This window comes from Nocardioides hankookensis (assembly GCF_042658885.1).
In the GTDB taxonomy this organism is placed as follows: domain Bacteria; phylum Actinomycetota; class Actinomycetes; order Propionibacteriales; family Nocardioidaceae; genus Nocardioides; species Nocardioides hankookensis.
On the sequence record NZ_JBHSRJ010000002.1, the window covers coordinates 267298 to 293101 of the forward strand.

At 70.7% G+C, this 25804-nt stretch carries 22 protein-coding genes; 19 read left to right on the forward strand and 3 right to left on the reverse strand.

Features of this window, described 5'->3' with window-relative positions; genetic code table 11:
* Window positions 1–3: 3 nt before the first annotated feature.
* The 3 genes from ACFPYL_RS04210 to ACFPYL_RS04220 are packed head-to-tail and all read right to left on the reverse strand — an operon-like array spanning window position 4 to window position 5476.
* Window positions 4–2547: an eCIS core domain-containing protein gene (locus ACFPYL_RS04210; RefSeq protein WP_379150658.1), complete on the reverse strand. Its 2544-nt coding sequence runs from the start codon at window positions 2545–2547 to the stop codon at window positions 4–6.
* A complete protein-coding gene (locus ACFPYL_RS04215) occupies window positions 2537–4528 on the reverse strand; it encodes an ATP-binding protein (protein WP_379150661.1) in 1992 nt (663 codons plus the stop codon). The genes ACFPYL_RS04210 and ACFPYL_RS04215 overlap by 11 nt, the downstream gene beginning before the upstream one ends.
* Window positions 4529–4579: 51 nt before the next feature.
* Complete coding sequence (locus ACFPYL_RS04220) at window positions 4580–5476, reverse strand: L,D-transpeptidase family protein (protein WP_379150664.1); 897 nt, start codon at window positions 5474–5476, stop codon at window positions 4580–4582.
* Window positions 5477–5598: 122 nt separating this feature from the next.
* Here ACFPYL_RS04220 and ACFPYL_RS04225 point away from each other — a divergent pair, with 122 nt between their 5' ends.
* From ACFPYL_RS04225 to ACFPYL_RS04315, 19 genes are all read left to right on the forward strand, one after another.
* Window positions 5599–6288, forward strand: coding sequence for a demethylmenaquinone methyltransferase (locus ACFPYL_RS04225; protein WP_379150667.1), 690 nt, complete (start codon window positions 5599–5601; stop codon window positions 6286–6288).
* Between the two features lie 86 nt (window positions 6289–6374).
* Window positions 6375–6680, forward strand: a complete 306-nt coding sequence (locus ACFPYL_RS04230; RefSeq protein ID WP_379150669.1) for a hypothetical protein — start codon at window positions 6375–6377, stop codon at window positions 6678–6680.
* Complete coding sequence (locus ACFPYL_RS04235; protein WP_379150672.1) at window positions 6673–8181, forward strand: WXG100 family type VII secretion target; 1509 nt, start codon at window positions 6673–6675, stop codon at window positions 8179–8181. Before ACFPYL_RS04230 ends, ACFPYL_RS04235 begins: the two co-directional genes overlap by 8 nt.
* Window positions 8178–8636: a hypothetical protein gene (locus ACFPYL_RS04240; protein WP_379150674.1), complete on the forward strand. Its 459-nt coding sequence runs from the start codon at window positions 8178–8180 to the stop codon at window positions 8634–8636. Before ACFPYL_RS04235 ends, ACFPYL_RS04240 begins: the two co-directional genes overlap by 4 nt.
* Before the next feature lie 249 nt (window positions 8637–8885).
* Window positions 8886–9245, forward strand: a complete 360-nt coding sequence (locus tag ACFPYL_RS04245) for an NADH-quinone oxidoreductase subunit A (protein WP_379150677.1) — start codon at window positions 8886–8888, stop codon at window positions 9243–9245.
* A gap of 145 nt (window positions 9246–9390) precedes the next feature.
* Window positions 9391–9945 carry a NuoB/complex I 20 kDa subunit family protein gene (locus ACFPYL_RS04250; RefSeq protein ID WP_379150679.1) on the forward strand — a complete coding sequence of 185 codons (555 nt, stop codon included), beginning with the start codon at window positions 9391–9393 and terminating at the stop codon, window positions 9943–9945.
* Window positions 9942–10694, forward strand: coding sequence for an NADH-quinone oxidoreductase subunit C (locus tag ACFPYL_RS04255; RefSeq protein ID WP_379150682.1), 753 nt, complete (start codon window positions 9942–9944; stop codon window positions 10692–10694). The genes ACFPYL_RS04250 and ACFPYL_RS04255 overlap by 4 nt, the downstream gene beginning before the upstream one ends.
* 1 nt (window position 10695) lies before the next feature.
* Window positions 10696–12036, forward strand: coding sequence for an NADH-quinone oxidoreductase subunit D (locus ACFPYL_RS04260; protein ID WP_379150684.1), 1341 nt, complete (start codon window positions 10696–10698; stop codon window positions 12034–12036).
* Window positions 12033–12785, forward strand: coding sequence for an NADH-quinone oxidoreductase subunit NuoE (gene nuoE / locus ACFPYL_RS04265; RefSeq protein WP_379150687.1), 753 nt, complete (start codon window positions 12033–12035; stop codon window positions 12783–12785). Before ACFPYL_RS04260 ends, nuoE begins: the two co-directional genes overlap by 4 nt.
* A 50-nt stretch (window positions 12786–12835) precedes the next feature.
* Window positions 12836–14146, forward strand: a complete 1311-nt coding sequence (gene nuoF, locus ACFPYL_RS04270) for an NADH-quinone oxidoreductase subunit NuoF (RefSeq protein ID WP_379150689.1) — start codon at window positions 12836–12838, stop codon at window positions 14144–14146.
* A 76-nt stretch (window positions 14147–14222) separates the two neighbouring features.
* Complete coding sequence (locus ACFPYL_RS04275; protein WP_379150691.1) at window positions 14223–16622, forward strand: NADH-quinone oxidoreductase subunit G; 2400 nt, start codon at window positions 14223–14225, stop codon at window positions 16620–16622.
* A 5-nt stretch (window positions 16623–16627) separates the two neighbouring features.
* Complete coding sequence (gene nuoH / locus ACFPYL_RS04280; RefSeq protein WP_379151168.1) at window positions 16628–17929, forward strand: NADH-quinone oxidoreductase subunit NuoH; 1302 nt, start codon at window positions 16628–16630, stop codon at window positions 17927–17929.
* A complete protein-coding gene (gene nuoI / locus ACFPYL_RS04285) occupies window positions 17929–18501 on the forward strand; it encodes an NADH-quinone oxidoreductase subunit NuoI (RefSeq protein ID WP_379150694.1) in 573 nt (190 codons plus the stop codon). The genes nuoH and nuoI overlap by 1 nt, the downstream gene beginning before the upstream one ends.
* Complete coding sequence (locus ACFPYL_RS04290) at window positions 18501–19331, forward strand: NADH-quinone oxidoreductase subunit J (protein ID WP_379150697.1); 831 nt, start codon at window positions 18501–18503, stop codon at window positions 19329–19331. The genes nuoI and ACFPYL_RS04290 overlap by 1 nt, the downstream gene beginning before the upstream one ends.
* Window positions 19328–19627 carry an NADH-quinone oxidoreductase subunit NuoK gene (gene nuoK / locus ACFPYL_RS04295; protein WP_028643381.1) on the forward strand — a complete coding sequence of 100 codons (300 nt, stop codon included), beginning with the start codon at window positions 19328–19330 and terminating at the stop codon, window positions 19625–19627. The genes ACFPYL_RS04290 and nuoK overlap by 4 nt, the downstream gene beginning before the upstream one ends.
* 13 nt (window positions 19628–19640) lie before the next feature.
* Complete coding sequence (nuoL, locus tag ACFPYL_RS04300) at window positions 19641–21572, forward strand: NADH-quinone oxidoreductase subunit L (protein ID WP_379150700.1); 1932 nt, start codon at window positions 19641–19643, stop codon at window positions 21570–21572.
* On the forward strand, window positions 21569–23098 hold the full coding sequence (locus tag ACFPYL_RS04305) for an NADH-quinone oxidoreductase subunit M (protein WP_379150703.1): 1530 nt from the start codon (window positions 21569–21571) through the stop codon (window positions 23096–23098). Before nuoL ends, ACFPYL_RS04305 begins: the two co-directional genes overlap by 4 nt.
* Window positions 23098–24696, forward strand: a complete 1599-nt coding sequence (gene nuoN, locus ACFPYL_RS04310; protein ID WP_379150706.1) for an NADH-quinone oxidoreductase subunit NuoN — start codon at window positions 23098–23100, stop codon at window positions 24694–24696. Before ACFPYL_RS04305 ends, nuoN begins: the two co-directional genes overlap by 1 nt.
* Window positions 24693–25697: a polyprenyl synthetase family protein gene (locus ACFPYL_RS04315; protein WP_379150709.1), complete on the forward strand. Its 1005-nt coding sequence runs from the start codon at window positions 24693–24695 to the stop codon at window positions 25695–25697. The genes nuoN and ACFPYL_RS04315 overlap by 4 nt, the downstream gene beginning before the upstream one ends.
* Window positions 25698–25804: the final 107 nt, after the last annotated feature.

Consider the following 25804-nt stretch of genomic DNA (forward strand, 5'->3'; position numbering starts at 1 on the left):
ACCTCATCCCTCCTTGATGGGGTACTCGTCGGCGAACATCTCGTCCCACTTGGCCATCGTCGTCCACGCCTGCTCGCCGTCGACGACGAACTCGACCATGATCGTGCCGTCGGGCAGACGCCGCGCGACGCCGGTGGCACCGACCTCCCGTCCACCGTCCTGGGCCATCGCGGCCTTGAGCGGGTGCGGGGAGCCGTCCATGTTGAACATGAAGACGTTGGCGCCGGTCATGAAGTAGTGCGTCGGCTCCCGCTTGGCCGCCGGGTCGAAGTCGTCGACGACCGCACCGCCACCGGGCCCGCCACCGCCGGGCCCGTCTCCCGGGCCCTCGACGACGTCGTCGTCATCGTCGTCATCGTCGTCGTCCACCGGGGCGACCTGCGGGTCCGTGGGGACCAGGTACATGCCCCGCATGAAGCCGTTGATGGTGCCATCGATCGGGTCGACGTACCGGATCTTGTAGTTGCCCTCGTCGCCGGGCAGCCAGGAGGGGTCGAGGATCAGGACCTGCCGACCGCCCTCCGCGTAGCCGAGGGTCTTGCCGGTCTTGTCGGTGATCGGCACGGTCTCGCCGGGCAGGCCGTCGACCCAGATCTGGCGGGCCGCCGGCTCGACGTACAGGTCGTCCTGGTTGATGTAGCCCAGCGTGTTCTCGGGTCCGAAGCGGATCTGGACGACCCGGCCGTAGCGGTTCACGACGGCGATGTCGGTCTCGTCGGGCATCGTCAGGAGCTTCTCCGCCTTGCCCCGGTCGCCGTAGATCTGCACGATCTTGGCGGCGTCGCCCGCGAGCTTGCCCGGCACGCCCATCCCGATGTTCTCGCGGACGTCGAGGCGGGGCGCCTTCTCGGGGCTCAGGATCGCGCCGAGCTTGTGCCCCCAGCCCGGATGCACCCCGCTCGGCTTCTTCTTGTCGACGCCCGCCTTGTCGAGCAGCGTCCAGACGGTGGCGTTGCAGTTCTCGCCGGTCAGGAGTGCCTCGAGACCGCCGAGCCCACCCTTGTTGGCCTCCCAGGTCTTGCCGACGTACGGCACCTGCATGGCGTTGATGACGTCGCCGACGCGGTACATCTTGTCGACCGACTTGACCGCCTTGTCTCCGGTGGCGACCGTGACCGACGGGGCCGAGGGGTCCCAGTCGACGGTGCCGGGTGCGTAGGACCCGATGTTGCAGACGGTGAAGCCACCGCTGGGACCGCCGCGGAAGTAGGTCTGCTCACCCTCCGAGGAGGTGTAGACGAGGAAGAGGTGCATCCGTCGGGGAGCGCCGAGGATCTCGCTGCCGATGAACGTGGAGCGTACGTCGAGCTTGGGCCCGCCGCCCTCGCTGGCCTTGTCCTCGGGCGTCATCGTGATGGCTGCCGCGAAGCCGGCGTCCCGCAGCCAGGTCTGGGTCTCCGGCGCGTACGGGCCCTTGTCGATCAGGCCCTTCCACTTGTCCCGGTTCTGGAGCGTCTTCGGGTAGTACTTCGACTCGAGGGACTTCTTCTCCTCGGCGTCGGGGGCGCGCAGCTCGCCGGCATCGGTGAGCTGGGGCTCCTTGATCTTCTGGCGGACGATGTTGACGTACTGCTTGAGGATGTAGGCGCGGAGCAGGTCCTTGAGGTTGCGCTTGTCCTCGTCGCCCCCGGCGCGCTTGCTCCACGAGGAGATGTCGACGATCTCCTTCTGGTGCTTCTGCGGCACCCACGCGGCGGTCTGCGCCTCGGGCAGGGCGTAGGTCTCGTCGTACCTCTTCGCCGCCGTGAAGGCCTTGCGGGCATCGGAGTTGAGGCCCTCCTCGCCCTTGGCGACCGCTGCCCTCTTGGCCACCGGCTTGGGCGCCTCCGGCTTCGGCTCCTCCCGCGCCACCTCCTGGGCGAGATCGGGAGCGCCTCCCTGCGGTGGCTTCGGTGCCTCGGTCTTCTTCTTGCCGAACCCGAAGAGGCGGTGGATCGGCGCGCGACCTCCGCCGTTCTGCACGACGTGCGCGAGCTCGTGGGCGAGCACCCGCTCGCCGCCGGGGGTCGCGGTGTCGACGCCGGAGCCGAGGAAGACGTCCTTGCCGGTCGTGAACGCCTGCGCCGAGATCGAGCTGCTCAGGTCGGCGGCGCCCTGGTCGTCGTGCAGCCGCACGGACGAGAAGCTCTGGCCGAACGCGTCCTCCATGCGCCGGCGCACCGGCTCGTCGAGCGGTCGGCCACCGCCGGTGCGTCCGGAGATCCGGGCAGTGGTGTCCGCGTCGAGCGCACCACCCTCGGCGCCGCCACCGGGGACGACGGAGCGCTGCACGAGGCCGGGTGTCGGCGTGCCGTGGTCGTGCGGCCGGGGCTCGGTGCCCAGGCGGGCCAGGGCGCGGTCCGCCATCCGGTCCGCAGCGGCCTCGGCGGGGTCGTCGGCGGCGCCGACGCTCATCACCGACATCGCCGACACCGACGGCACCGACGGCACCGCCGGCTGGGCCACGGGCGTCGGCCACGAGGGCAGCGGTGCGGGGACCTCGGCCTGCTCGACCTGCTCTGCCTCGGCCTCCACCTGCACCGGCATCCGGCTCAGCTCAGTGCCCATCGACGTCTCCGGGGTCGTCCGAGATCAGGAAGTCGGCCGACGGCACCCGCCGGCCCGTCTTGGTATACTCCCGCGCGGCGGCGGCGCCCAGGTGACGCATCCCGACCGGCTCGCCCTCGGCGATCGCGGCGTACGCCGCCGACAGGACCACGTTGCGGATCCCACCGCCCGCGAGGTCGAGCGTGGCCAGGGCGGTCGGGTCGAGCGGGTCGGCGGGGTCGGTGCTGGGCAGCTGGGCGAGGTGGTGGGACCACAGCTCCTTGCGGGTCGCCTCGTCCGGGTCCGGGAAGGTGACGATGAAGTGCAGGCGGCGAGCGAACGCCGGATCGACGTTGCCCCGGAGGTTGGTGGCCAGCACGGTGATCCCGTCGAAGTGTTCCATCCGCTGGAGGAGGTAGGACACCTCCTGGTTGGCGTAGCGGTCGCGGGCGTCCTTCACCTCCGAGCGCGAGCCGAAGAGGGAGTCCGCCTCGTCGAAGAACAGCAGGGCGTTGAGCGACTCCGCCTCCTGGAAGACGCGCTCGAGGTTCTTCTCGGTCTCGCCGATGTACTTCGAGACCACGCTCGGCAGGTCGACCTGCATCAGGTCGAGGCCGAGCTCGTCGGCGACCACGTGTGCGGCCAGGGTCTTGCCGGTGCCCGGACCGCCGGCGAAGAGCGCGCAGATGCCGGTGCCCTTGCCGCCCTTGCCCTGCAGCGGGGCCTGGGCGAGCAGCTCGTCGCGGTAGCGCGCCCAGTCGAGCATCCTGCGGACCTCCGACCCCGCGTGCTCGGGCAGGATCAGGTCGTCGAGCGTCAGGGCGCCGCCGTCGCCCGCGTCGGGGTGCTGACGCTGGCCGAGGCGACGGGTGGAGCGGCGTACCTGCGCGACCGTCATGGGCTGGCCGCCGATCGCTGCCTGGCGTACGGCGTGCCGGCCGACCCGGGCGATGTCCTCGGGCGTCATCCGGAGGGCGGTGACCTCCCGCGGCACGGCGTCCGGGGCCAGCAGCGGCGCCCACAGGCGCTCGCGGTCGGCGATCGTCAGCCGGGGAGCGGTGACCGCGAGCGGGAGCTCGTGCGCCCAGGCCGGGTCCCAGGGCGCCGCGCTCACCGCGACGACGGGCACCGGTGCGTCCAGCAGCAGCCGGACCGAGGTGGCGGCGCGCTCGGCGGCGGCGACGACCGTGACGGCGCCGCGCAGCCCGGCCTCGAGCACGATGTCGCGCAGCAGCTGGTCGGGCACCCGGAGGTCCGCGACGGGATCGCCGGTGGCCGAGACGTGGACCGGGCGCGGGACGCGGGCCAGGTCCACGACGAGGTAGTCGACGTCCAGCCGTTCGCAGGCGGCGGAGGCGAGACCCACACCGGCGGCACCGGCGACCGAGTGCACCCACACGAGCTGCTCGCCGTGCTCGAGGGCGTCGGCGACCGCGGCGGCGCCGGCGACCTCGACGGGCACGGCGTCGAGCAGGTAGGGGACCAGGGTCGCGGCCGGAGGGCCGCCGGCGTGGGTCAGGTGCGCCGCGACCCGGTCGGGCAGCACCAGGCGGCGGGACGGGAGCACGTCGGCCCCGACCACCTGGAGCAGCCCGTGGCGCACCAGTGGAGCGAGCTCGGAGAGACGGGACCGGCCGCCGGGGTCGGCGGTCGAGACGCCCGCCAGCTCGAGGGCGAGCGCCACGGTCGGCCGGCCGGGGCCACCGTCGCCCGAGAGCAGTCCGAGGAGCAGGTGGGCGGCCGGGTCGATCTCGGCGGCGGCGGCCACGCTCAGCAGGAGGGCGTCGAGCTCGGTGAGGCGGAAGCGTACGGCGATCTCGCCGAGCGCCTCCTGGAACGCGTCCCGGGTCGTGTCGTGGAGCAGGCCCGCGAACGCCGCACCGCAGGCCTCCTCGGCCTGGGCGTGCAGGGGCCAGTGCTCACCCCGGCGCGCGACAGCGGCGACCGCGGCGTCACGGACTCCTTCGAGCGCGCCCGTGACCGCGCGGTGTTCCCCCACCATGCCGCGACCGTACGCGCGCCCCGACGTCCGCGGGCTCGAATGGGGGGCCGGTCAGGACCAGTAGACGACGACGGTGTCGCCGACCCGCACCTGGTCGAAGAGGTGCGCGACCCCGTCGTAGTCACGGATGTTGACGCAGCCGTGCGACGCCCCGGCGTACCCGCGGGCGGCGAAGTCCGAGGAGTAGTGCACGGCCTGCCCGCCCGAGAAGAACATCGCGAACGGCATGGACGAGCCGTAGAGCCGGGAGACGTGGTCGGCGCTCTTCATGTAGACGTGGAAGACGCCCTCGCGGGTCGGCGTGCTGGTGGCGCCGAACCGGGCGTCCAGGGTCTGCACGACGTGGCCGTCGACCACGAACCGCAGCGTGGAGCTGGTCTTGTCGACGCAGAGCACCCGCCCGACGCGGCACCGCGGGTCGAGCGCACCGGGAGTGTTGCCGCGGTTGTGGAGCTCGGCGGTGGTCGGCGCCACCGTCATGGCCGCGAGCCGGTCGAGGGTGCGCTGGTCGACCTCGCCGGTCACCGGGATCCCCCGCTTGGCCTGGAAGCCGCGCACGGCCTCGCGGGTGACGTCGCCGTACGTGCCGGTGACGTCGGCGTTGAACCACGCGATCTGCTTGAGCCGGGCCTGGAGGTCGCGCACCTGCGACCCGTCGTCGCCCGGGCCGAGCAGCCGCGGGCCTGCGATGAGCTCCGCGGGCTTCGGCCTGGTGGGCGCGGTCGGTGTCGGGGCGGGCGGCTCGACCGAGGGGGTGACGGTCGGCGTCGGGGTGTCGACCGGGGCGGGCGAGCCCGTGGCGGGCTCGGGCTCCGGCGCGCCGGGCGTGCCGGTGGCGGAGGGGTGGGCCGCCGGGCTGTCGTCGAGGGCGTGGCCCGCGACGAACGCACCGGCGCTCAACAGGCCCGCCGTGAGGACGACGAGCAGCAGGCGACGCAGGAACAGCATGAGCTCTCCCGGGGAAGTGGTGAGTCGGACACGAGGGTGACGCCCGGGCACGCCGTCCGGTTGCATGCGATCGGCGCGGCGCCGCCGTCGTGACCAACTTGTGACCCCCGTATCCTCAGCGCGTGCCCCGCGCAGAGCTCGACAAGCAGCCGACCGACGTACGTCGGATGTTCGACGCCGTCGCCCGCCGCTACGACGTCACCAACGACGTGCTGTCGATGGGCCAGGACCGCCGCTGGCGCCGCGAGGTGATCGCGGCCGTCGACCCGCAGCCGGGTGAGCGGGTGCTCGACCTGGCCGCCGGCACCGGTACGTCGAGCCAGCCGTTCGCCGACCGGGGCGCCACCGTCGTGCCGTGCGACTTCTCCCTCGGGATGCTCCAGGTGGGGAAGGCGGCGAAGCCGCACCTGCCGTTCACGGCCGGCGACGGCACCCAGCTGCCCTTCGCCGACGGGACGTTCGACGCCGTCACGATCTCCTTCGGGCTGCGCAACATCGTCGACCCGGAGGCCGGGCTGCGCGAGATGCGCCGGGTCACCCGCCCCGGTGGCCGCCTGGTCGTCTGCGAGTTCAGCCACCCGACCTGGGCGCCGTGGCGCACCGTCTACCTCGAGTACCTCATGAAGGCGCTGCCCCCGATCGCGCGCGCGGTCTCCTCGGCGCCGGACGCCTACGTCTACCTCGCCGAGTCGATCCGGGCCTGGCCCGACCAGCGCGGCCTGGCCGCCCTGATCGCGAGCGCCGGCTGGGACGCGCCGAAGTGGCGTGACCTCTCGGGCGGCATCGTCGCCCTGCACCGCGCCACCCGCTGACGTCGGTCGCGGTTTCGACCGCGGCTCCGACGGGCATCACGCGAGCGACAGGACCATTGCTCGGGGGAGCGTTTCGGGGGCGCGGGATGGCAGCAGACATCGTCGTACAGGGAGAGGCGCTGGCCAGCGCCTCGGGCCGCTTCGTCACGGTGGCGACCAGCCTGGTCGAGATCGACACCGCCGACGCCGTCGCCTCGGCCGCCGCCGGGATCTCCGGCACGCAGACCGCCGCGTCCGTGAGCTCGCTGGCGATCCGGCTCTCGACCGGGACCTCGGCGTACGCCGTCGGCATCAACGCCCTCGCCGGCAGCACCGTCGAGGCGGCCGGTGCCTATCGGGACGCCGAGGAGCACGTCGTCGCCGAGATCATGCAGGTGACGGCCGGTGGGTGAGGCGCTGACCCCGGCCGCCGTCGCCGCCTGGGAGCCCACGGGACTGGCGTCCGCCGCGGACGCCGTACGCACCGCCGAGAGGCAGGTCGGCGCGGGGGTGGACACGCTGGTGTCGACCCGCTCCGACCTGGTGGCCGACTGGCAGGGCGACGGAGGGGAGGCCGCCGCCGCGGCCGTCGGCCACCAGGTCCAGCTCGGTGACCAGATGACGGCCGTCCTGACCCAGGCGGTGCACGCCCTGCGGGACGGCGCCACCGCGCTCTCGTCGGCGCGTGAGCAGATGGTGGACTGCCTGTCCGCCGCGAGCGCGGACGGCTGCACGGTCGATGACGACGGCACCGTCCACGGCCCGTCCGTGCCCGACTACGCCTACTCCTCGGACGCGACCGCCGAGCAGGTCGAGTCCTACCGTCAGGCCTACGACGACAAGGTCGCCGCGTCCCAGGCGTTGGCGACCAAGCACGCCGACGCCGTCCACGCCGCGCTGGTGGCCGCGGCCGCGACCGACGAGCAGGTGGCCGCGAGCCTCGATGCGCTGCTGCTCCCACCCGAGGTGGCCGACACCGCCTACGACCTGCTCAGGCGGCTCGGCGGCGAGGGTCTGGGTGGCTCGCTGCTGCCGGTGACCTTCCCCGCGTCGTGGGACCCGATGGACGCGTTCCGCTCGGGCGACCGTGAGGACTGGTTGCGGCAGGTCGGCCTCGAGGCGTGCTTCCCGGCGTACTACAGCGGCGACGACGACCTGCCCGAGGACGGCCGGCTCAGTGGGTACTACGGCGGGGGCTTCATCGAGGGCCCGGACGGTCGCCTCTACCCGCTCGTCGTGCCGCAGGTCATGATCGACGGCGTCCCGTACGGCGCCGACGCCTCGCCCGACGGTCCGCGGATCCAGGACCTCGACGGCGCCGACGACGGGTGGCACCTGATCGGCCAGCACACGGACTACGACCAGCTCGACGACGTCAGCTCGGTCGACAAGTTCCTGGTCGCGGCGGGCGGGGTCGCCGGTGCGGACATGGGGCCGGCGGGCGACCTGGTGCGGCGCACCGACCTGGCCGGCGACCTGCACCTGAGCAGCAGCGGCTACCCGTCGCTCGGCGGCGGCGAGATCTCCTCCCACGACGCGCGGGACCTCCCGGCCGACCTGCCGCCCGACTTCGAGGGCGACCAGCCGGGCTACCACCCGGCACGTGCCGACCGTCTCGGTGGCGCCCTCGACCTCGCGATCTCCGGGGGTGAGGGCTTCCTCGCCGCGAAGGGCATCGACGACAATGCCCACCACGCCTACGACATCCGGCTGGAGCAGAACGACGACGGGCGCACCCGCGCGCTGCTGACCGTCTATGACGTCTTCGAGAACAGGGAGAGTGGTGAAACCGTGATCCGGTCCAGCTACGGATGGGTCAACGACGACGGTGACCTCGCCCAGACGCCGTACAACTTCCACCACTCGCACCCCTCCATCGGGCCAGCGGGCGTCGTCCACCTCGGGGTCCGTTGAGCACCGCCCGGGCGCGCTGGGCGGCGGCCGCGGTCGGTCTCCTCCTCGTGGCGCCGCTCAACGCCTGCTCGGACGACGACGGGATGTGCGCCAACGCCAACGACTACGTCTGGTACACCAACTACTTCGCCGGGGCGTACGACGGGCCGCCGCCCGCGGACGAGATCGACGGGGTCATCGACACGGTGGTCGGCCTCGCCGGCGACCTCCGCGACCAGGTGCCCAGCGAGACCCGCGCGCAGGCCGACACCGCCTACGAGACGTGGACGACCACCCGCGACGTGTTCGCGGACGCGGACCTGTCGACCGACGAGGGAGCCGACGCGGCGATCGACGAGCTCGTCGATGCCGTCGGCGACAACCAGCAGTCGAACGAGGACTACGTCGACTGGCTGCGCGACGAGTGTGGGGACGACGACTCCGACTGGCCGAGCAAGCCGGACAGCGCCGACTGAGCGTCACGCCGCCGCCTGAATTAGGGCACATTCGTATTTCCTAAATCCGCAGGTCAGGCGGGATTTTCGGGACCTCGGGCCTCAATCGGGCCGCCGCGCCGGGGGTCGCGTGCGCGTCCCGAGGGGGAGTGGTTAACTGTGTTCCGCGCCACTTAGTGATTCAGTTCACAAAGTCACAAAATCGGCCCCTTCCGGACCGAGTCCGGGCGCAGTGGACACCCGCAGTGGACACAGGAAGGAACGCGAGGCATGTCGCTCTACACGCCGGTCCTGGCGCTGACGCTCCTCGCGGCGCTGTTCGCCGTGGGTTCGGTGATCATGAGTGCCTTCGTCGGCCCCAAGCGCTACAACCGGGCCAAGCTGGACTCGTACGAGTGCGGCATCGAGCCGACGCCGCAGCCCGTGGGCGGCGGCCGGTTCCCGGTGAAGTACTACATCACCGCGATGCTCTTCATCGTCTTCGACATCGAGATCATCTTCCTCTACCCGTGGGCCGTGCGCTTCGACGCGCTGAAGCTCTTCGGCCTGGTCGAGATGGTCGTCTTCATCGCCACCGTCTTCGTCGCCTTCGCCTACGTATGGCGACGCGGCGGCCTCGAATGGGACTGATCGCCGCCATGCACGCACATTGCCCGCGTTGTCGTCGGTCGACGGCCGCTCCGCTTCGCTCCGCTGAAGGCCGCCTTCCCTCCTCCGCCTTGGCACTGCACGCGCCTGACGACGCTCAGCCGTCGGTTCAGAGAGGAACGATCTGATGGGGATTGAGGAGAAGCTCCCGAGCGGGGTCCTGCTGACCACCGTCGAGGGCGTCGCGGGCTACATGCGCAAGGCGTCCTTCTGGCCGGCCACGTTCGGCCTGGCCTGCTGCGCGATCGAGATGATGACCAGCGGTGGTCCGAAGTACGACCTCGCCCGCTTCGGCATGGAGGTCTTCCGGGCCAGCCCGCGCCAGGCCGACCTGATGATCGTCGCCGGGCGGGTCAGCCAGAAGATGGCCCCGGTCCTGCGTCAGATCTACGACCAGATGCCCAACCCCAAGTGGGTGCTGGCGATGGGTGTCTGCGCGAGCAGCGGCGGCATGTTCAACAACTACGCCGTCGTCCAGGGCGTCGACCACGTCGTCCCGGTCGACATGTACCTGCCGGGCTGCCCGCCGCGCCCGGAGATGCTGATCGACGCGATCCTCAAGCTGCACGAGCAGGTCCAGCACACCAAGCTCGGCGCCAACCGGGCACAGGAGATCGAGCAGCTCGAGACCGCCGCGCTGCGCGCGCTGCCGACCTCCGAGATGCGGGGCCAGCTGCGATGAGCGACGAGAAGTCCCCCGACCAGGCCCCGGACCAGCCGGCCGTCGAGCAGTCGCCGGAGAACGCACCGGAGAACCTGCCGGCCCAGTCCGGCGAGGTCCGTGCCGTGGGCGTGCGCCAGGGCATGTTCGGTATCCACGGCACCGGCGACACCAGCGGGTACGGCGGGCTCACCCAGCCGATCGTCTACCCCGGCGAGGCGCAGCGGCCGTACGGCGGCTGGTTCGACGAGGTCGCGGACGCGCTCGAGCAGGCGGCGACCGCCGCCGGGCTGGAGGTCGCGACGCCACGCGTCGTCATCCACCGCGGCGAGATCACCTTCCACGTCCGCCGCGAGGACCTGCCGGTCGTCGCGCAGGTGCTGCGTGACGAGCCGCGGCTGCGCTTCGAGCTCTGCTCGGGCGTCAGCGGCGTCCACTACCCGGCCGACACCGGCGCCGAGCTGCACGCGGTCTACCACCTGCTCTCGATGACCCACAACCGCCGGATCCGCGTCGAGGTCACCGCCCCGGACGCCGACCCGCACATCCCGTCGATCGTCGCGACGTACCCGACGAACGACTGGCACGAGCGCGAGGTCTTCGACATGTTCGGGATCGTCTTCGACGGCCATCCCGCACTCACCCGCATCCTCATGCCCGACGACTGGCCGGGCCACCCCCAGCGCAAGGACTACCCGCTGGGCGGCATCCCCGTGGAGTACAAGGGCGGAACGGTTCCGCCGCCCGACCAGCGCAGGAGCTACAGCTGACATGACTGCCGACCAGGATCTCTACGCAGGCAGCACCGACACGACCGAGGGTCGTGTCTTCACCGTCACCGGCCAGGACTGGGACTCGATCGTCGACGGCCTCGCCGAGGAGGCCGACGAGCGGGTCGTCGTCAACATGGGCCCGCAGCACCCGTCGACCCACGGCGTGCTCCGCCTGATCCTCGAGCTCGAGGGCGAGACGGTGACCGAGGCGCGGTGCGGCATCGGCTACCTGCACACCGGCATCGAGAAGAACATGGAGTACCGCTCCTGGGTCCAGGGCGTCACGTTCTGCACCCGGATGGACTACCTCTCGCCGTTCTACAACGAGATGACCTACGTGCTCGGCGTGGAGCGGCTGCTCGACATCGAGGACCAGGTCCCCGAGAAGGCGGAGGTGATGCGGGTCCTCCTCATGGAGCTCAACCGGATCTCCTCCCACCTCGTCTGCATCGCCACCGGCGGCATGGAGATCGGCGCGCTGACGGTGATGACGATCGGCTTCCGCGAGCGCGAGCTGGTGCTCGACCTCTTCGAGCTGATCACCGGGCTGCGCATGAACCACGCGTTCATCCGTCCCGGCGGCGTGGCGCAGGACCTCCCGCCGGGCGCCCTCGACGAGATCCGCAGCTTCATCGCGCTGATGAAGAAGCGGCTTCCCGAGTACGCCGACCTCTGCAACGCCAACCCGATCTTCAAGGCCCGGCTCGAGGGCGTCGGTCACCTCGACCTCGCCGGCTGCCTGGCGCTCGGCCTCACCGGACCGGTGCTGCGCAGCACCGGCTACCCGTGGGACCTGCGCAAGACGCAGCCCTACAGCGGCTACGAGACCTACGACTTCGACGTGCAGACCTGGGACACGGCCGACTCGTACGGCCGCTTCCGGGTCCGGCTCGCCGAGATGTGGGAGTCGCTGAAGATCATCGAGCAGGCCGCAGACCGGCTCGCGAAGATGGACGGTGCGCCCGTGATGGTCGCCGACAAGAAGATCGCATGGCCGAGCCAGCTCGCCATCGGCAGCGATGGGATGGGCAACAGCCTCGACCACATCCGGCACATCATGGGTGAGTCGATGGAGGCCCTGATCCACCACTTCAAGCTGGTGACCGAGGGCTTCCGGGTCCCGGCCGGCCAGGCGTACGTGCCGATCGAGTCGCCGCGCGGCGAGCTCGGAGCCCACGTCGTGTCCGACGGTGGCACGCGGCCGTTCCGGGCGCACTTCCGCGACCCGTCCTTCACGAACCTCCAGGCCACGAGCGTGATGAGCGAGGGCGGCATGGTCGCCGACGTCATCGTCGCGATCGCGTCCATCGACCCCGTCATGGGAGGCGTCGACCGATGACCCTGACCCCGGAGACGTACGACGAGCTGCGCGCGATCGGCGCCCGCTACCCCGAGGCCCGCTCCGGCCTGCTGCCGATGCTGCACCTGGTGCAGTCGGTCGAGGGCCGGATCACCCCCGAGGGCATCGAGGCGTGCGCCGAGGTCCTCGGTATCACCGCCGCAGACGTCAGCGGCGTCGCGACGTTCTACACGATGTACAAGCGTCGTCCGGTCGGCGACTACCACGTCGGCGTGTGCACCAACACGCTGTGCGCGGTGATGGGTGGCGACGCGATCTTCCAGCGGCTCAAGGACCACCTCGACGTCGGCAACGACGAGACGACCGAGGACGGCAAGGTCACGCTGGAGCACATCGAGTGCAACGCGGCCTGCGACTACGCCCCGGTGATGACGGTCAACTGGGAGTTCATGGACAACATGACGCCGGACGCCGCGGTCGGCCTGGTCGAGGCCCTCCGTGACGGTCGCGAGGTCCACTCCACCCGCGGTCCCCGCGTCGTGACCTGGCGCGAGGCGGAGCGGGTGCTCGCCGGGTTCCCGGACGACCTCGCCGACGACGGTCCGGCCGCCGGGCCTGCTTCCCTCGTGGGGCTCGGCATCGCCCGCGACCGCGGCTGGACGGCGCCGGACACCGACACCGACGCCGGCAGCGGCCGCACCGCCGACTCCAAGCAGGAGGCCGTCGCGCAGGCCGACACCGGTCGCGCCGAGACCGAGACCAAGCAGGAGGAGGGCAGCGATGACTGAGTTCCGAGGCTCGCTCCGCTCGCACCTCAACCACCGGAAGGGGGCACTCCGTGGCTGACACACTGACCCCGGTCCTCACCGACAACTGGGGCGACGACCGCAGCTGGACGCTCGAGTCGTACGCCGCCCGCGGCGGCTACGAGGCGCTCGACAAGGCCTTCGCCATGGACCCGGACGCGGTCATCAACGAGGTCAAGGAGTCCGGTCTCCGGGGTCGTGGCGGCGCCGGCTTCCCCACCGGCATGAAGTGGGGCTTCATCCCGCAGGACAACCCGAAGCCGAAGTACCTCGTCGTCAACGCCGACGAGTCCGAGCCGGGCACCTGCAAGGACATCCCGCTGATGATGGCCAGCCCGCACACGCTGGTCGAGGGCGTCATCATCAGCTCCTACGCGATCCGCGCCAACAAGGCGTTCATCTACGTCCGCGGCGAGGTCCTCCACGTCATCCGGCGCGTGCAGCGCGCGGTGCAGGAGGCCTACCTGGCCGGCCACCTCGGCAAGGACATCCACGGCTCGGGCTTCGACCTCGACGTCGTCGTGCACGCCGGCGCCGGTGCCTACATCTGCGGCGAGGAGACCGCCCTCCTGGAGGGCCTCGAGGGTCGCCGCGGCCAACCGCGGCTGCGCCCGCCGTTCCCGGCCGTCGCCGGGCTCTACGCGAGCCCGACCGTCATCAACAACGTCGAGTCGATCGCCTCGGTGCCGAGCATCATCGCCCACGGCCACGGCTGGTTCTCCTCGATGGGCACCGAGAAGTCCAAGGGCTTCGGCATCTTCTCGCTCTCCGGCCACGTGCAGAAGCCGGGTCAGTACGAGGCTCCGCTCGGCATCACCCTGCGGACCCTGATCGAGCTCGCCGGCGGCGTACGCGACGGGCACGAGCTGAAGTTCTGGACGCCCGGCGGCTCCAGCACGCCGCTGCTCACCGCCGAGCACCTCGACATGCCGCTCGACTTCGAGGGCGTGGGTGCTGCCGGCTCGATGCTCGGCACCCGCGCGCTGCAGATCTTCGACGACACCACCTGCGTGGTGCGGGCGACGCTGCGCTGGACCGAGTTCTACAAGCACGAGTCCTGCGGCAAGTGCACCCCGTGCCGCGAGGGCACCTGGTGGCTGGTGCAGACCCTGACCGCCCTCGAGAAGGGCCAGGGCAGCGAGGCCGACCTCGACCTGCTGCTCGACCAGTGCGACAACATCCTCGGCCGCTCGTTCTGCGCGCTGGCCGACGGTGCCGTCAGCCCGATCATGAGCTCCATCAAGTACTTCCGCGACGAGTACGTCGCCCACCTCACCGAGGGCGGGTGCCCCTTCGACCCGGCCCGATCGACTGCCTGGGCAGGACAGGAGGTGACGGCATGAGCGAGCGAAGCGAGCGAGTCATCCAACACAGCGCGACATGTGCCTCATGCGCGCACGGAGCGAAGCGAGTACGCGCATGAGTGTGGCTCCTGAGAAGGCGACCGATCTCGTCACGCTCACCATCGACGGCGTCCAGGTCAGCGTCCCCAAGGACACCCTGGTGATCCGGGCGGCCGAGGAGATCGGTGTCCAGGTCCCGCGGTTCTGCGACCACCCGCTGCTCGCCCCGGTCGGTGCCTGCCGCCAGTGCCTGGTCGACATCCCCGACGCCGGCAACGGCCGCGGCTTCCCGAAGCCGCAGGCGTCCTGCACGCTCCCGGTCGCCGAGGGCATGGTCGTCAACACCCAGGTCACCAGCCCGGTCGCCGACAAGGCGCAGCAGGGGATCATGGAGTTCCTGCTGATCAACCACCCGCTGGACTGCCCGGTCTGCGACAAGGGCGGCGAGTGCCCCTTGCAGAACCAGGCGATGTCCAACGGCCGCGGCGACTCCCGCTTCTCCGACGGCGGCGGTGTCAAGCGCACCTTCCCGAAGCCGATCAACCTGTCGCCCACCGTGCTCCTCGACCGCGAGCGCTGCATCGTCTGCCAGCGCTGCACCCGCTTCGCGGAGGAGATCCCGGGCGACCCGTTCATCGCGCTCATCGAGCGCGGCGCCCAGCAGCAGGTGGGCATCGCCGAGGACGCGCCGTTCCTCTCCTACTTCGCCGGCAACACCATCCAGATCTGCCCGGTCGGCGCCCTCACCAGCGCCGAGTACCGGTTCCGCTCCCGCCCCTTCGACCTGGTCTCGACCCCGAGCATCGCCGAGCACGACGCGTGCGGCTCTGCGATCCGCATCGACCACCGGCGCGGCAAGGTGATGCGCCGCCTGGCCGGCAACGACCCCGAGGTCAACGAGGAGTGGATCACCGACAAGGACCGCTTCGCGTTCCACTACGCCACCGAGGCCGACCGTCTCTCCTACCCGCAGGTCCGTGAGGACGGAGAACTGCGACCGGCGTCCTGGCCCGAGGCCTTCGCCGTCGCCGCCCGCGGGCTCCAGGCAGCAGGCGCCACCGGCGTCCTGACCGGCGGTCGGGTGACGGCCGAGGACGGCTACGCCTACAGCAAGTTCGCGCGGGTCGCGCTCGGCACCAACGACATCGACTTCCGCTCGCGTCCGCACTCCGCCGAGGAGGCCTCGTTCCTGGCCTCGGAGGTGGTGCTCCGGAGCACGGTCACGTACGCCGACCTCGAGTCCGCGAGCACCGTCGTCCTGGCCGGGCTGGAGCCCGAGGACGAGGCCGGGATGATCTTCCTGCGGCTGCGCAAGGCCACCAAGGGGACCACCCGGGTGATCGCGCTCGCGCCGTACCTCTCGCGTGGCAACGCCAAGCTCGGCGCCCACCTGGTCCGCACCGCGCCCGGCGACGAGGCCGCCGCGATCGAGGCGCTCGTCGAGCAGGGGGAGTACGGCGTCGACCAGACCGCCGTGCTGCTCGTCGGCGAGCGGCTGGCGACCGTGCCCGGCGCACTCAGCGCCGCTGCGGCCCTGGCCGCGAAGACCGGTGCCCGGCTGGCCTGGGTCCCGCGCCGCGCGGGCGACCGGGGTGCGGTCGAGACCGGCTGCCTGCCCAACCTGCTGCCGGGCGGACGCCCGGTCGCCGACCCGGCGGCCCGCGTGGACGCCGCCGCCGACTGGGGCGTCGACCACCTGCCCGAGGCAGCGGGTCGCGACGCCGACGGCATCGTCGCCGCCCTCAACGCCGGCGAGCTCCACGGTCTCGTCATCGGTGGCGTCGACCCCGACGACACCAGCGACCCGGCCGCCACCCGCGCCGCGATCGCGGCCGCGTCGTTCGTCGTCGCGCTCGAGCTGCGCGAGACCGACGTGACCCGCGCCGCCGACGTCGTCTTCCCGGTCGCGCCCGTCACCGACAAGGCCGGCATGTTCGTGACCTGGGAGGGCCGCCCGCGCACGTTCGACGCGGTCTTCGCCAGCCCGACCTCGCTGCCCGACCTGCGCATCCTGGCCGGCATCGCCGAGGAGCTCGGCAGGCCCCTCGGCTTCCGCACCGTCGCCGAGGCGCGGGCCGAGATGGAGGAGATGGGGCCGTGGGACGGCGAGCGCGCCGGTCTCGATACGCCGTCGCTCGTCCCTCGCGACGGCACTCGACCACCGAGCTCGGACGACTCGCTCGCGCTGGCGACCTGGAAGCTGCTCATCGACAACGGCTCGATGCAGCACGGCGACAAGGCCTACCTGGCGACCGCGCGGGTCCCGGTCGCCCGCGTCTCGCGCACGACGTACGACGCCCACGGCCCGACCGTCACCCTCACCGGTGACCGCGGCTCGGTGACGCTCCCCGCCGAGGCGGCCGATCTGGCCGACGACGTGGTGTGGCTCCCGGCGAACTCCTTCGGCAACGGCGTGCTCGCCGACCTGGCGTCGCCCGGCAGCCGGGTCACCATCGCGAAGGGAGTGACCTCATGATCGCGATGGCGGCCGAGCCCCTGTCGCAGTTCGGGCACGACGTCTGGTGGGTCATCGTCATCAAGACCCTCCTGATCTTCGTGATCCTGGTGCTGCTCACGCTCTTCAACATCTGGTGGGAGCGCCGCGTCGTGGCGCGGATGCAGCACCGCATCGGCCCCAACGTGCACGGCCCCTTCGGCCTGCTCCAGTCCCTCGCCGATGGCGTGAAGCTGGCGCTCAAGGAGGACCTGACCCCGAAGGCCGCCGACAAGGTCGTCTTCCTGATCGCCCCGGTCCTCGCGACCGTGCCGGCGTTCGTGACCTTCGCGGTCATCCCGTTCGGGCCGACGGTCAACTTCTTCGGCCAGGAGACGCCGCTCCAGCTGACCGACATGCCGGTCGCCGTCCTCTTCGTGATGGCGATCGCCTCGATCGGCATCTACGGCATCGTGCTCGGCGGCTGGTCCAGCGGCTCGACGTACTCCCTGCTCGGCGGCCTGCGCTCCAGCGCGCAGATGATCTCCTACGAGGTCGCCATGGGCCTGGCCCTCGTCGCCGTCTTCCTGTACGCCGGCTCGATGTCGACCTCGCAGATCGTCGACGCGCAGGACGACCTGTGGTTCGGGCTGATCCTGGCGCCGTCGTTCGTCATCTACTGCATCGCGATGGTCGGCGAGACCAACCGGGCGCCGTTCGACCTCCCCGAGGCCGAGGGCGAGCTCGTCGGTGGCTTCCACACCGAGTACAGCTCGCTGAAGTTCGCGCTGTTCTTCCTCGCCGAGTACATCAACATGGCGACGGTCTCCGCGCTCGCGACCACGCTCTTCCTGGGCGGCTGGCACGCGCCGTTCTGGATCGACCACGTGTGGGCCGGCGCCAACGAGGGCTACTGGCCGGTGCTGTGGTTCTTCGGCAAGGTCCTCTTCTTCATCTTCGTCTTCATCTGGCTGCGGGGATCCCTGCCGCGGCTGCGCTACGACCAGTTCATGGCGTTCGGCTGGAAGCGGCTGATCCCGATCGCGCTGGTGTGGATCGTCGCCGTCGCGACCATCCGCTCGATCTCGCTCGAGGGCGGCATCGACCGGCGCTGGCTGCTGATCGGCATCGGCGTGCTCGCGGTGATCTTCGTCGTCCTGTTCTTCATCGGCGACTCGGCCGAGGAGACGGAGGAGGTCGAGGCCGTGGCGCACCCGGGAGGCTTCCCGGTCCCGCCGATGCCGGCCGGGGGCGCCGTCCGTGGTGCTGCTCAGCCGCTGACCTTCGAGAACCGATCGCCCATCACGGAGCCTGTCGCCGCGACGCGCAGCGCAGGGGAGGAGATCTGATGGCTGACGAGCAGTCCAAGAGCATGAAGGAGCAGCTCTGGGACCCGATCGCCGGGTTCGGGGTCACCTTCCGCACCATGTTCAAGAAGGTCGTCACCGAGCAGTACCCGTTCGAGAAGCTCCCGACGGCGCCGCGCTTCCACGGCCGGCACCAGCTCAACCGGTGGCCCGACGGGCTCGAGAAGTGCATCGGCTGCGAGCTGTGCGCGTGGGCGTGCCCGGCCGACGCGATCTACGTCGAGGGCGCGTCCAACGACGACTCCGCCAACGGCGAGGGCCGGTTCAGCCCGGGTGAGCGCTACGGCCGCGTCTACCAGATCAACTACCTGCGCTGCATCCTGTGCGGCCTGTGCATCGAGGCGTGCCCGACCCGGGCGCTCACGATGACCAACGAGTACGAGCTGGCCGACACCAACCGGGCGGACCTCATCTACGAGAAGTCCGACCTGCTCGCCCCGCTCCTGCCCGGCATGGAGCAGCCGCCGCACGCGATGCTGCTCGGCGACGACGAGGGCGCCTACTACCGGGGCGAGTTCGCCGCTCCCGCCCCGGCCGCACGGGAGGCCGACTGATGGTCGCGTTCTGGATCCTCGCGCCGATCATGGTGATCGCCGCCCTGGGCATCCTCTTCGTCCGCAAGGCCGTGCACGCCGCACTGCTGCTCGCGGTCGTGATGATCTCGCTGGCCGTCCTCTACCTCACGCTGGACGCGCCGTTCCTCTTCGCGGTGCAGATCATCGTCTACACCGGCGCCATCCTGATGCTCTTCCTCTTCGTCCTGATGCTCGTCGGCGTCGACGCCTCCGACTCGGTCGTCGAGACGATCCGCGGCCAGCGCGTGCTCGCCATGGTCGGCGGTGTCGTCCTCGGGACGGTCCTCGTGGTCGCCCTCGGCCAGATCTCGCTCGGTCCGGCGGTCGGGCTCGGCGCCGCGAACGCCAACGGCAACATCGAGGCGGTCGCCGACATCCTCTTCTCGCGCTACGTCTTCGCGTTCGAGACGACCAGCGCGCTGCTCATCACCGCGGCCGTCGGCGCGATGGTGCTCGCCCACCGCGAGCGCCTCACCCCGAAGGCCGGCCAGGCCGAGCTCGCCGCGCAGCGGGTCAAGGACTACGCCGAGAAGGGCACGCACCTCGGTCCGCTGCCTCCTCCGGGTGTCTACGCCCGCCACAACGCGGTCGACACCCCGGCCCTGCTGCCCGACGGCACGGCGGCGTCCAGCTCGGTCTCCCGGGTGCTCGCCGCCCGCGGCACCGTGCGGTCCGCACCGGCGACCGCCGACGCGATCGAGGAGATCGAGAAGCAGATCGGCTGGGCACCGCACGCGGGTCGTGACGCCGCCCCGCCGGCATCGACCACCGAAGAGGCCCCCGCGACGGGCAGCGAGGACAGCCAGTGAACATCCAGGCGTACGTCGTCCTCTCGGCGATCCTCTTCACCATCGGCTGCGTGGGTGTCCTCACCCGGCGCAACGCGATCGTGGTGTTCATGTGCGTCGAGCTGATGCTCAACGCCTCGAACCTCGCGCTGGTCGCCTTCGCCAAGCAGCACGGCAACCTCGACGGCCAGATCGCCGCCTTCTTCGTGATGGTGGTGGCCGCGGCCGAGGTCGTGGTCGGACTCGCGATCATCATGACCATCTTCCGGACCCGGCGGTCGGCCTCGGTCGACGACGCCAGCCTGCTGAAGTACTAAGGGGCCTGCGCAGATGTACGCATTGCACGAAGGCGGGAGCATCCCGGTCGTCGACCCCACGTCGGCCGACGGGGTGTTCGGCCTGCTCTGGCTGGTGATCGCGCTGCCGCTCGCCGGCGCCGCGGTCCTGCTCATCGGCGGGAAGTACACCGACAGGTGGGGCCACCTGCTCGGCACCCTGCTGCCGATCGGCTCGTTCGCGATCAGCCTGGCGATGTTCATCTCGCTGCTCGGTCGCGACGAGTCGGACCGTCAGGTCAGCCAGCACCTCTACCAGTGGATGCAGACCGGCCACCTCGACGTCGGCATGGACCTGCTCTACGACCCGCTGTCGGCGCTCTTCCTGCTGCTGATCACCGGCGTCGGCTCCCTGATCCACGTCTACTCGATCGGCTACATGGCGCACGACCCGCGCCGGCGCCGGTTCTTCGGCTACCTGAACCTCTTCGTCGCGGCGATGCTGATGCTTGTCCTCTCGGAGAACTACCTCGGCCTGTTCCTCGGCTGGGAGGGCGTCGGCCTGGCGTCGTACCTGCTGATCGGCTTCTGGCAGCACAAGCCCACCGCGGCCGCCGCGGCGAAGAAGGCGTTCGTCATCAACCGGGTCGGCGACATGGGCCTGTCGCTGGCGATCATGCTGTTCTTCATCACGTTCGGCTCGACGAGCTTCACGGTGATCAGTGCCGGTGCCGGGGACGCCTCGACCACCACGATGACGATCCTCGGCCTGCTGCTCCTGCTCGGCGCCTGCGGCAAGTCCGCGCAGTTCCCGCTGCAGGCCTGGCTCCTGGACGCGATGGAGGGCCCGACCCCGGTCTCGGCGCTCATCCACGCCGCGACCATGGTGACCGCGGGCGTCTACCTGATCGTCCGCTCCAACTTCGTCTTCGAGCTCGCGCCGCACGCGCAGACGGTCGTCGTGATCGTCGCCGTCATCTCGATCTTCTGGGGCGCGTGGATCAGCTGCGCGAAGGACGACATCAAGAAGGCGCTCGCCGGATCGACCATGAGCCAGATCGGCTACATGATGCTCGCGGCCGGGCTCGGCGTCGCGGGCTACGCGTTCGCGATCATGCACCTGCTCATGCACGGATTCTTCAAGGCCAACATGTTCTTGGGGGCCGGCTCGGTCATGCACGGCATGGACGACGACGTCGACATGCGCCACTACGGTGCCCTGCGCACGATGATGCCGGTGACGTTCCTGACGTTCTCGATGGGCTACCTCGCGATCATCGGGTTCCCGGGCTTCTCCGGCTTCTGGTCCAAGGACAAGATCATCGAGACCGCGCTCGCCGACAACTGGATCATCGGGCTCTGCGCTCTCGCCGGCGCCGGCGTCACCGGCTTCTACATGACCCGGATGATGCTGATGACGTTCTTCACCGACAAGCGGTGGGAGAAGGGCGTCCACCCCCACGAGTCGCCGTCGGTGATGACGGTGCCGCTGATGGTGCTCGCCGCGCTGTCGGTGCTCGGTGGCGTGGTGCTGATCAACGACTGGATCGTCGACTTCCTGGCCCCGGTCACCGGCACGGCCCCGCACGAGGACCCGCCGATCCCGGCGCTCGCCGTCAGCGTGATCGCGGTCCTGGTCGTCGCCGTCGGCGTCGCAGCGGCCTGGTTCCTGGTCGGCAAGCGGGACGTCCCGCGCACGGCTCCCCAGGACGTCTCGTTCGCCACCCGTGCCGGTCGCGAGGAGCTCTACGGCAACACCATCAACAACACGTTGGTGGTCAACCCGAGCACGCACCTGACGACGGCGCTGCTGGCCACCGACAGGTACGCCGTCGACGGCGTGCTCACCGGGGGCCCGGTCGCGGTCGGGGCGCTCGCCGGGCTCGCCCGACGCGTCCAGAACGGCTACGTCCGCTCGTACGCCCTGTCCATCCTGGTCGGCGCTCTCATCGTCGCCGCGGCCCTCCTGGCGGTGAACCTCGCATGAGCGACTTCCCCTGGCTCACCACGCTGATCGTCGTGCCGCTCGTCGGCGCGCTGGTCACGGCGCTGCTGCCCAAGGCCGGACGCGAGACCGCGCTGCCCAAGCAGGTGGCGCTGGCCTTCGCGCTCGTCACCGCGGCGGTCGGTGTCGTCATCGCGACCCAGTTCCACGCCGGCGACGGCATGCAGCTCACCGAGACGCACACCTGGATCGAGCCGCTGGGCGTCCACTACGCCCTCGGCGTCGACGGGCTCGGCCTGCTGATGATCCTGCTGACCGTCGGGCTGGTCCCGGTCGTCTTCGTGGCGTCGTGGCACGAGGCCGACGGGCGCAACCCGGCGGCGTTCTTCGCCTGGGCGCTGGCACTCCAGGGCTTCGCGCTGTGCGTCTTCGCCGCGACCGACGTCTTCCTCTTCTACGTCGTCTTCGAGGCGACGCTGATCCCGGCGTACTTCCTGATCGGTGGCTTCGGGCGCGAGGGTCGCGGCTTCGCGGCGCTCAAGTTCCTGATGTACCAGCTCGGCGGCGGCCTCGTGCTGCTGGCCGCGGTGATCGGTCTCTACGTCGTCTCCGCCGACGCGGGCAAGCCGTCGTACCTGCTCTCCGACCTCCAGCAGCTCGACATGAGCACCACCTGGGAGCGCTGGCTCTTCGTCGGCTTCATGATCGCGTTCATCGTGAAGGCGCCGCTCTTCCCGCTGCACACCTGGCTGGCCGACACCACCGAGAAGGCGACCCCGGGCACGAGCGTGCTGCTGGTCTGCATCCTCGACAAGATCGGCACCTTCGGGATGCTGCGGTTCTGCCTCGGCATCTTCCCGAACGCCTCGCAGTGGGCGACCCCGGTCGTCATCACCCTGGCGCTGATCTCGATCGTGTACGGCGCGTTCCTGGCGATCGGCCAGGACGACATCCTGCGCCTCATCGGCCTGACGTCGCTGAGCCACTTCGGCTTCATCACGCTCGGCATCTTCGCGCTGACCAGCCAGGGCGGCTCCGGCTCGATCCTCTACATGGTCAACCACGGTGTCGGCACCGCCGCGCTGTTCCTGCTCGCGGGCTACCTGATCAAGCGCAAGGGCACGTCCCTGATCAGCGAGATCACCGGCGTCGAGCACCGCGCGCCGCTGCTCGCCGGTCTCTTCCTGGTCGCCGGCCTGGCCACCCTCGGTCTGCCGGGCCTGAGCCAGTTCGTCTCCGAGATCCTGGTGATGATCGCGGCGTTCGACTACCACTGGTGGGTCGGCGCGGTCGCGGTCACCGGCATCGTGCTGGCCGCCGTCTACGTGCTCTGGCTCTACCAGCGCACGATGACCGGACCGGAGGTGCCGGAGGACGCGGGCATCCGCGACCTCGACAAGCGCGAGCTCGTCGCCGTCGTACCGCTCGTCGCCGCCTTGGTCGTCTTCGGCTTCTTCCCGATGCCGATGCTCGACGCGGTCAACCCGACCGTCGACTCGTTGCTCCACCACGTCGGGGTCACGGACGACCCGCCGACCGTGCCTGCCGCTGAGGAAGGTGCTCACTGATGGACTTCACCAAGCCCACCATCGAGTACGCCGACATCTGGCCGCTCATCCTCGTCTTCGGGGTGGCCTGCGTCGGAGTCGTCGTCGAGGCGTTCGTCCCGCGGCAGCGCCGCTTCCTGGTGCAGACCGTGCTTGCCGCCGCCGGCCTGGTGGCGGCGCTGGTCGGCACGATCCTGGTCGCCCGCGACCTGACCGTGCACAACGACGGCGCCGCCCGCGGTGCCATCGACGTCGAGGGCACCCTGGCCGTCGACGGTCCCGCCGTCTTCTTCTGGGGACTCATCCTGGTCGTCGCCATCGGCGGCGTGCTGCTCTTCGCCGAGCGCCGGCTCGAGGGCGGGGTGTCGGCGTTCGCCGGCCAGGCCGCCGCGCTGCCCGGCACCGAGGCGGAGCGCCAGGCGTCGAAGAGCGGCCTCGAGCACACCGAGATCTATCCGCTGCTGATGTTCGCGGTCTTCGGCATGATGCTCTTCCCGGCCGCCAACGACCTCCTGACGCTCTTCGTCGCGCTCGAGGTGCTCTCGCTGCCGCTCTACCTGCTCTGCGGCCTGGCGCGTCGGCGCCGGCTGCTCAGCCAGGAGGCCGCACTGAAGTACTTCCTGCTCGGCGCCTTCTCCTCCGGCTTCTTCCTGTACGGCGTGGCGCTGACCTACGGCTTCGCGGGCTCGATGTCCTACGCCGACATCAACGAGGCGGTCCGCAACGACCTCTCCAACCAGACGCTGCTGCTGCTCGGGCTCGGCATGCTGACCGTCGGCCTGCTGTTCAAGGTCGGCGCGGCGCCGTTCCACTCGTGGACGCCCGACGTCTACCAGGGTGCACCCACGCCGGTGACGGCGTTCATGGCCGCCGGCACCAAGATCGCGGCGTTCGGCGCGATCCTGCGCCTCTTCTACGTGGCCTTCGGCTCGGAGCGGTGGACCTGGCAGCCGATGCTCTGGATCATCGCGATCCTGACGATGGTCGTCGGTGCCGTGCTCGCCGTCGTCCAGACGGACATGAAGCGGATGCTCGCGTACTCGTCCATCGCGCACACCGGCTTCCTCCTCACCGGCGTGCTCGGCGTGCAGCAGGCCTCGGAGCTCTCCGACGGCGAGGTCACGTCGATGCAGGCCGTGCTCTTCTACCTGACGACGTACGGCTTCGCGATGCTCGGCGCCTTCGCGGTGGTCACGCTGGTGCGCGACTCCTCGGGCGAGGCGTCGACGTTCGCGCGCTGGCAGGGCCTCGGACGCCGTTCGCCCCTGGTGGCCGGGCTGTTCGCGTTCTTCCTGCTGTCGATGGCCGGCATCCCGCTGACCGCCGGCTTCGTGGGCAAGTGGGCGGTCTTCACGGTCGCGCTGTCGGCCGGCGCGTGGCCGGTCGTGATCGCCGCGATCCTGTGCAGCATCATCGCGGTCTTCTTCTACGTGCGGGTGATCGTGCTGATGTTCTTCGTCGACGTGACCCCCGACGCGGGCGAGCTCGCCAGCGTCGCGCGGCCCTCGGTGCTGACCTCCGCGACCATCGCCGTCGGCCTCGCCGCGACGATCGTCCTGGGCGTCGTACCCGGCCCGGTGCTCACTTTGGCCGACCATGCTGGACAATTCCTCAGGTGACGTCCGGATCTGCCGCTCTCGCACTCCCCGTCGGCGACGACGCCCTCGCCGCCCGGCTGCTCGAACGCCTCGACCTCGTCGAGGTGGCGCTGGCGGGTCACGTCCGCAGCCGGGCCGAGTTCGTCACCGAGACGGCCAGCCACCTGATGGAGGCCGGCGGCAAGCGGTTCCGTCCGTTGCTCGTGCTGCTCGCGGCTGAGCTGGGCGACCGCGCGGGCTCCGACGAGGTCATCACCGCGGCCTGCGTGGTCGAGCTGACCCACCTGGCGTCGCTCTACCACGACGACGTGATGGACGAGGCCGACCTGCGCCGCGGGGCCGTCGCCGCGCACACGCGCTGGGGCAACCACGTCGCGATCCTCACCGGTGACTTCCTCTTCTCGAAGTCCTCCGAGCTGACCGCCGAGCTGGGCGCCGACGCCGTGCGGATCCAGGCGCAGACGTTCACCCGGCTGGTCGAGGGCCAGATCCTCGAGACCGTCGCGCCCGGTCCGGGTGAGGACCCGCTCGCGCACTACCTCGAGGTCGTCGCCGGCAAGACCGGTTCGCTGATCGCCACCTCCGCCCGCTACGGCGCCCGCTTCGGCGGCGCCACGCGCGAGGTCGAGGACGCGCTCACGGCGTACGGCGAGATCGTGGGCGCGGCCTTCCAGCTCTCCGACGACATCCTCGACATCGCCTCCGACTCGGTCGAGTCCGGCAAGGTCCCCGGCACCGACCTGCGCGAGGGCGTCCCGACGCTCCCCGTGCTGATGGCCCGCGCCTCCACCGACCCCGCCGACGCCCGCCTGCACGAGCTGCTCGACGGCGAGCTCACCGATGACGACCTGCACGCCGAGGCGCTCGACCTGCTGCGCAAGCACCCGGCGCTCGACGAGGCCCGCGCGTACGTCGTCGCCCAGGCCAACGACGCCAAGCAGCACCTCGCCGTCGTCCCCGAGGGCCCGGTCCGCGCCGCCCTCGAGGCGTTCGCCGACATCGTCGCCACCCGATCCACCTGAACCGCCGAGTCCGGACTTCTGGTCACTCGATTCGGGAGTCTTGGTCAGTCCTGGTGACCAGAACTCCCGATTGGAGTGACCAGAACTCACGATTCGGCGGAAACTGG

Coding starts and splice junctions, on each gene's coding strand:
- ACFPYL_RS04230 (WP_379150669.1), top strand. CDS start 6,375: ATGGCAGCAGACATCGTCGTACAGGGAGAGGCGCTGGCCAGCGCCTCG.
- nuoE (WP_379150687.1), top strand. CDS start 12,033: ATGACCCTGACCCCGGAGACGTACGACGAGCTGCGCGCGATCGGCGCC.
- ACFPYL_RS04305 (WP_379150703.1), top strand. CDS start 21,569: ATGAGCGACTTCCCCTGGCTCACCACGCTGATCGTCGTGCCGCTCGTC.
- nuoL (WP_379150700.1), top strand. CDS start 19,641: ATGTACGCATTGCACGAAGGCGGGAGCATCCCGGTCGTCGACCCCACG.
- ACFPYL_RS04255 (WP_379150682.1), top strand. CDS start 9,942: ATGAGCGACGAGAAGTCCCCCGACCAGGCCCCGGACCAGCCGGCCGTC.
- nuoI (WP_379150694.1), top strand. CDS start 17,929: ATGGCTGACGAGCAGTCCAAGAGCATGAAGGAGCAGCTCTGGGACCCG.
- ACFPYL_RS04260 (WP_379150684.1), top strand. CDS start 10,696: ATGACTGCCGACCAGGATCTCTACGCAGGCAGCACCGACACGACCGAG.
- nuoH (WP_379151168.1), top strand. CDS start 16,628: ATGGCGGCCGAGCCCCTGTCGCAGTTCGGGCACGACGTCTGGTGGGTC.
- ACFPYL_RS04275 (WP_379150691.1), top strand. CDS start 14,223: ATGAGTGTGGCTCCTGAGAAGGCGACCGATCTCGTCACGCTCACCATC.
- ACFPYL_RS04215 (WP_379150661.1), bottom strand. CDS start 4,528: ATGGTGGGGGAACACCGCGCGGTCACGGGCGCGCTCGAAGGAGTCCGT.
- ACFPYL_RS04245 (WP_379150677.1), top strand. CDS start 8,886: ATGTCGCTCTACACGCCGGTCCTGGCGCTGACGCTCCTCGCGGCGCTG.
- ACFPYL_RS04290 (WP_379150697.1), top strand. CDS start 18,501: ATGGTCGCGTTCTGGATCCTCGCGCCGATCATGGTGATCGCCGCCCTG.
- ACFPYL_RS04220 (WP_379150664.1), bottom strand. CDS start 5,476: ATGCTGTTCCTGCGTCGCCTGCTGCTCGTCGTCCTCACGGCGGGCCTG.
- ACFPYL_RS04250 (WP_379150679.1), top strand. CDS start 9,391: ATGGGGATTGAGGAGAAGCTCCCGAGCGGGGTCCTGCTGACCACCGTC.
- ACFPYL_RS04210 (WP_379150658.1), bottom strand. CDS start 2,547: ATGGGCACTGAGCTGAGCCGGATGCCGGTGCAGGTGGAGGCCGAGGCA.
- nuoN (WP_379150706.1), top strand. CDS start 23,098: ATGGACTTCACCAAGCCCACCATCGAGTACGCCGACATCTGGCCGCTC.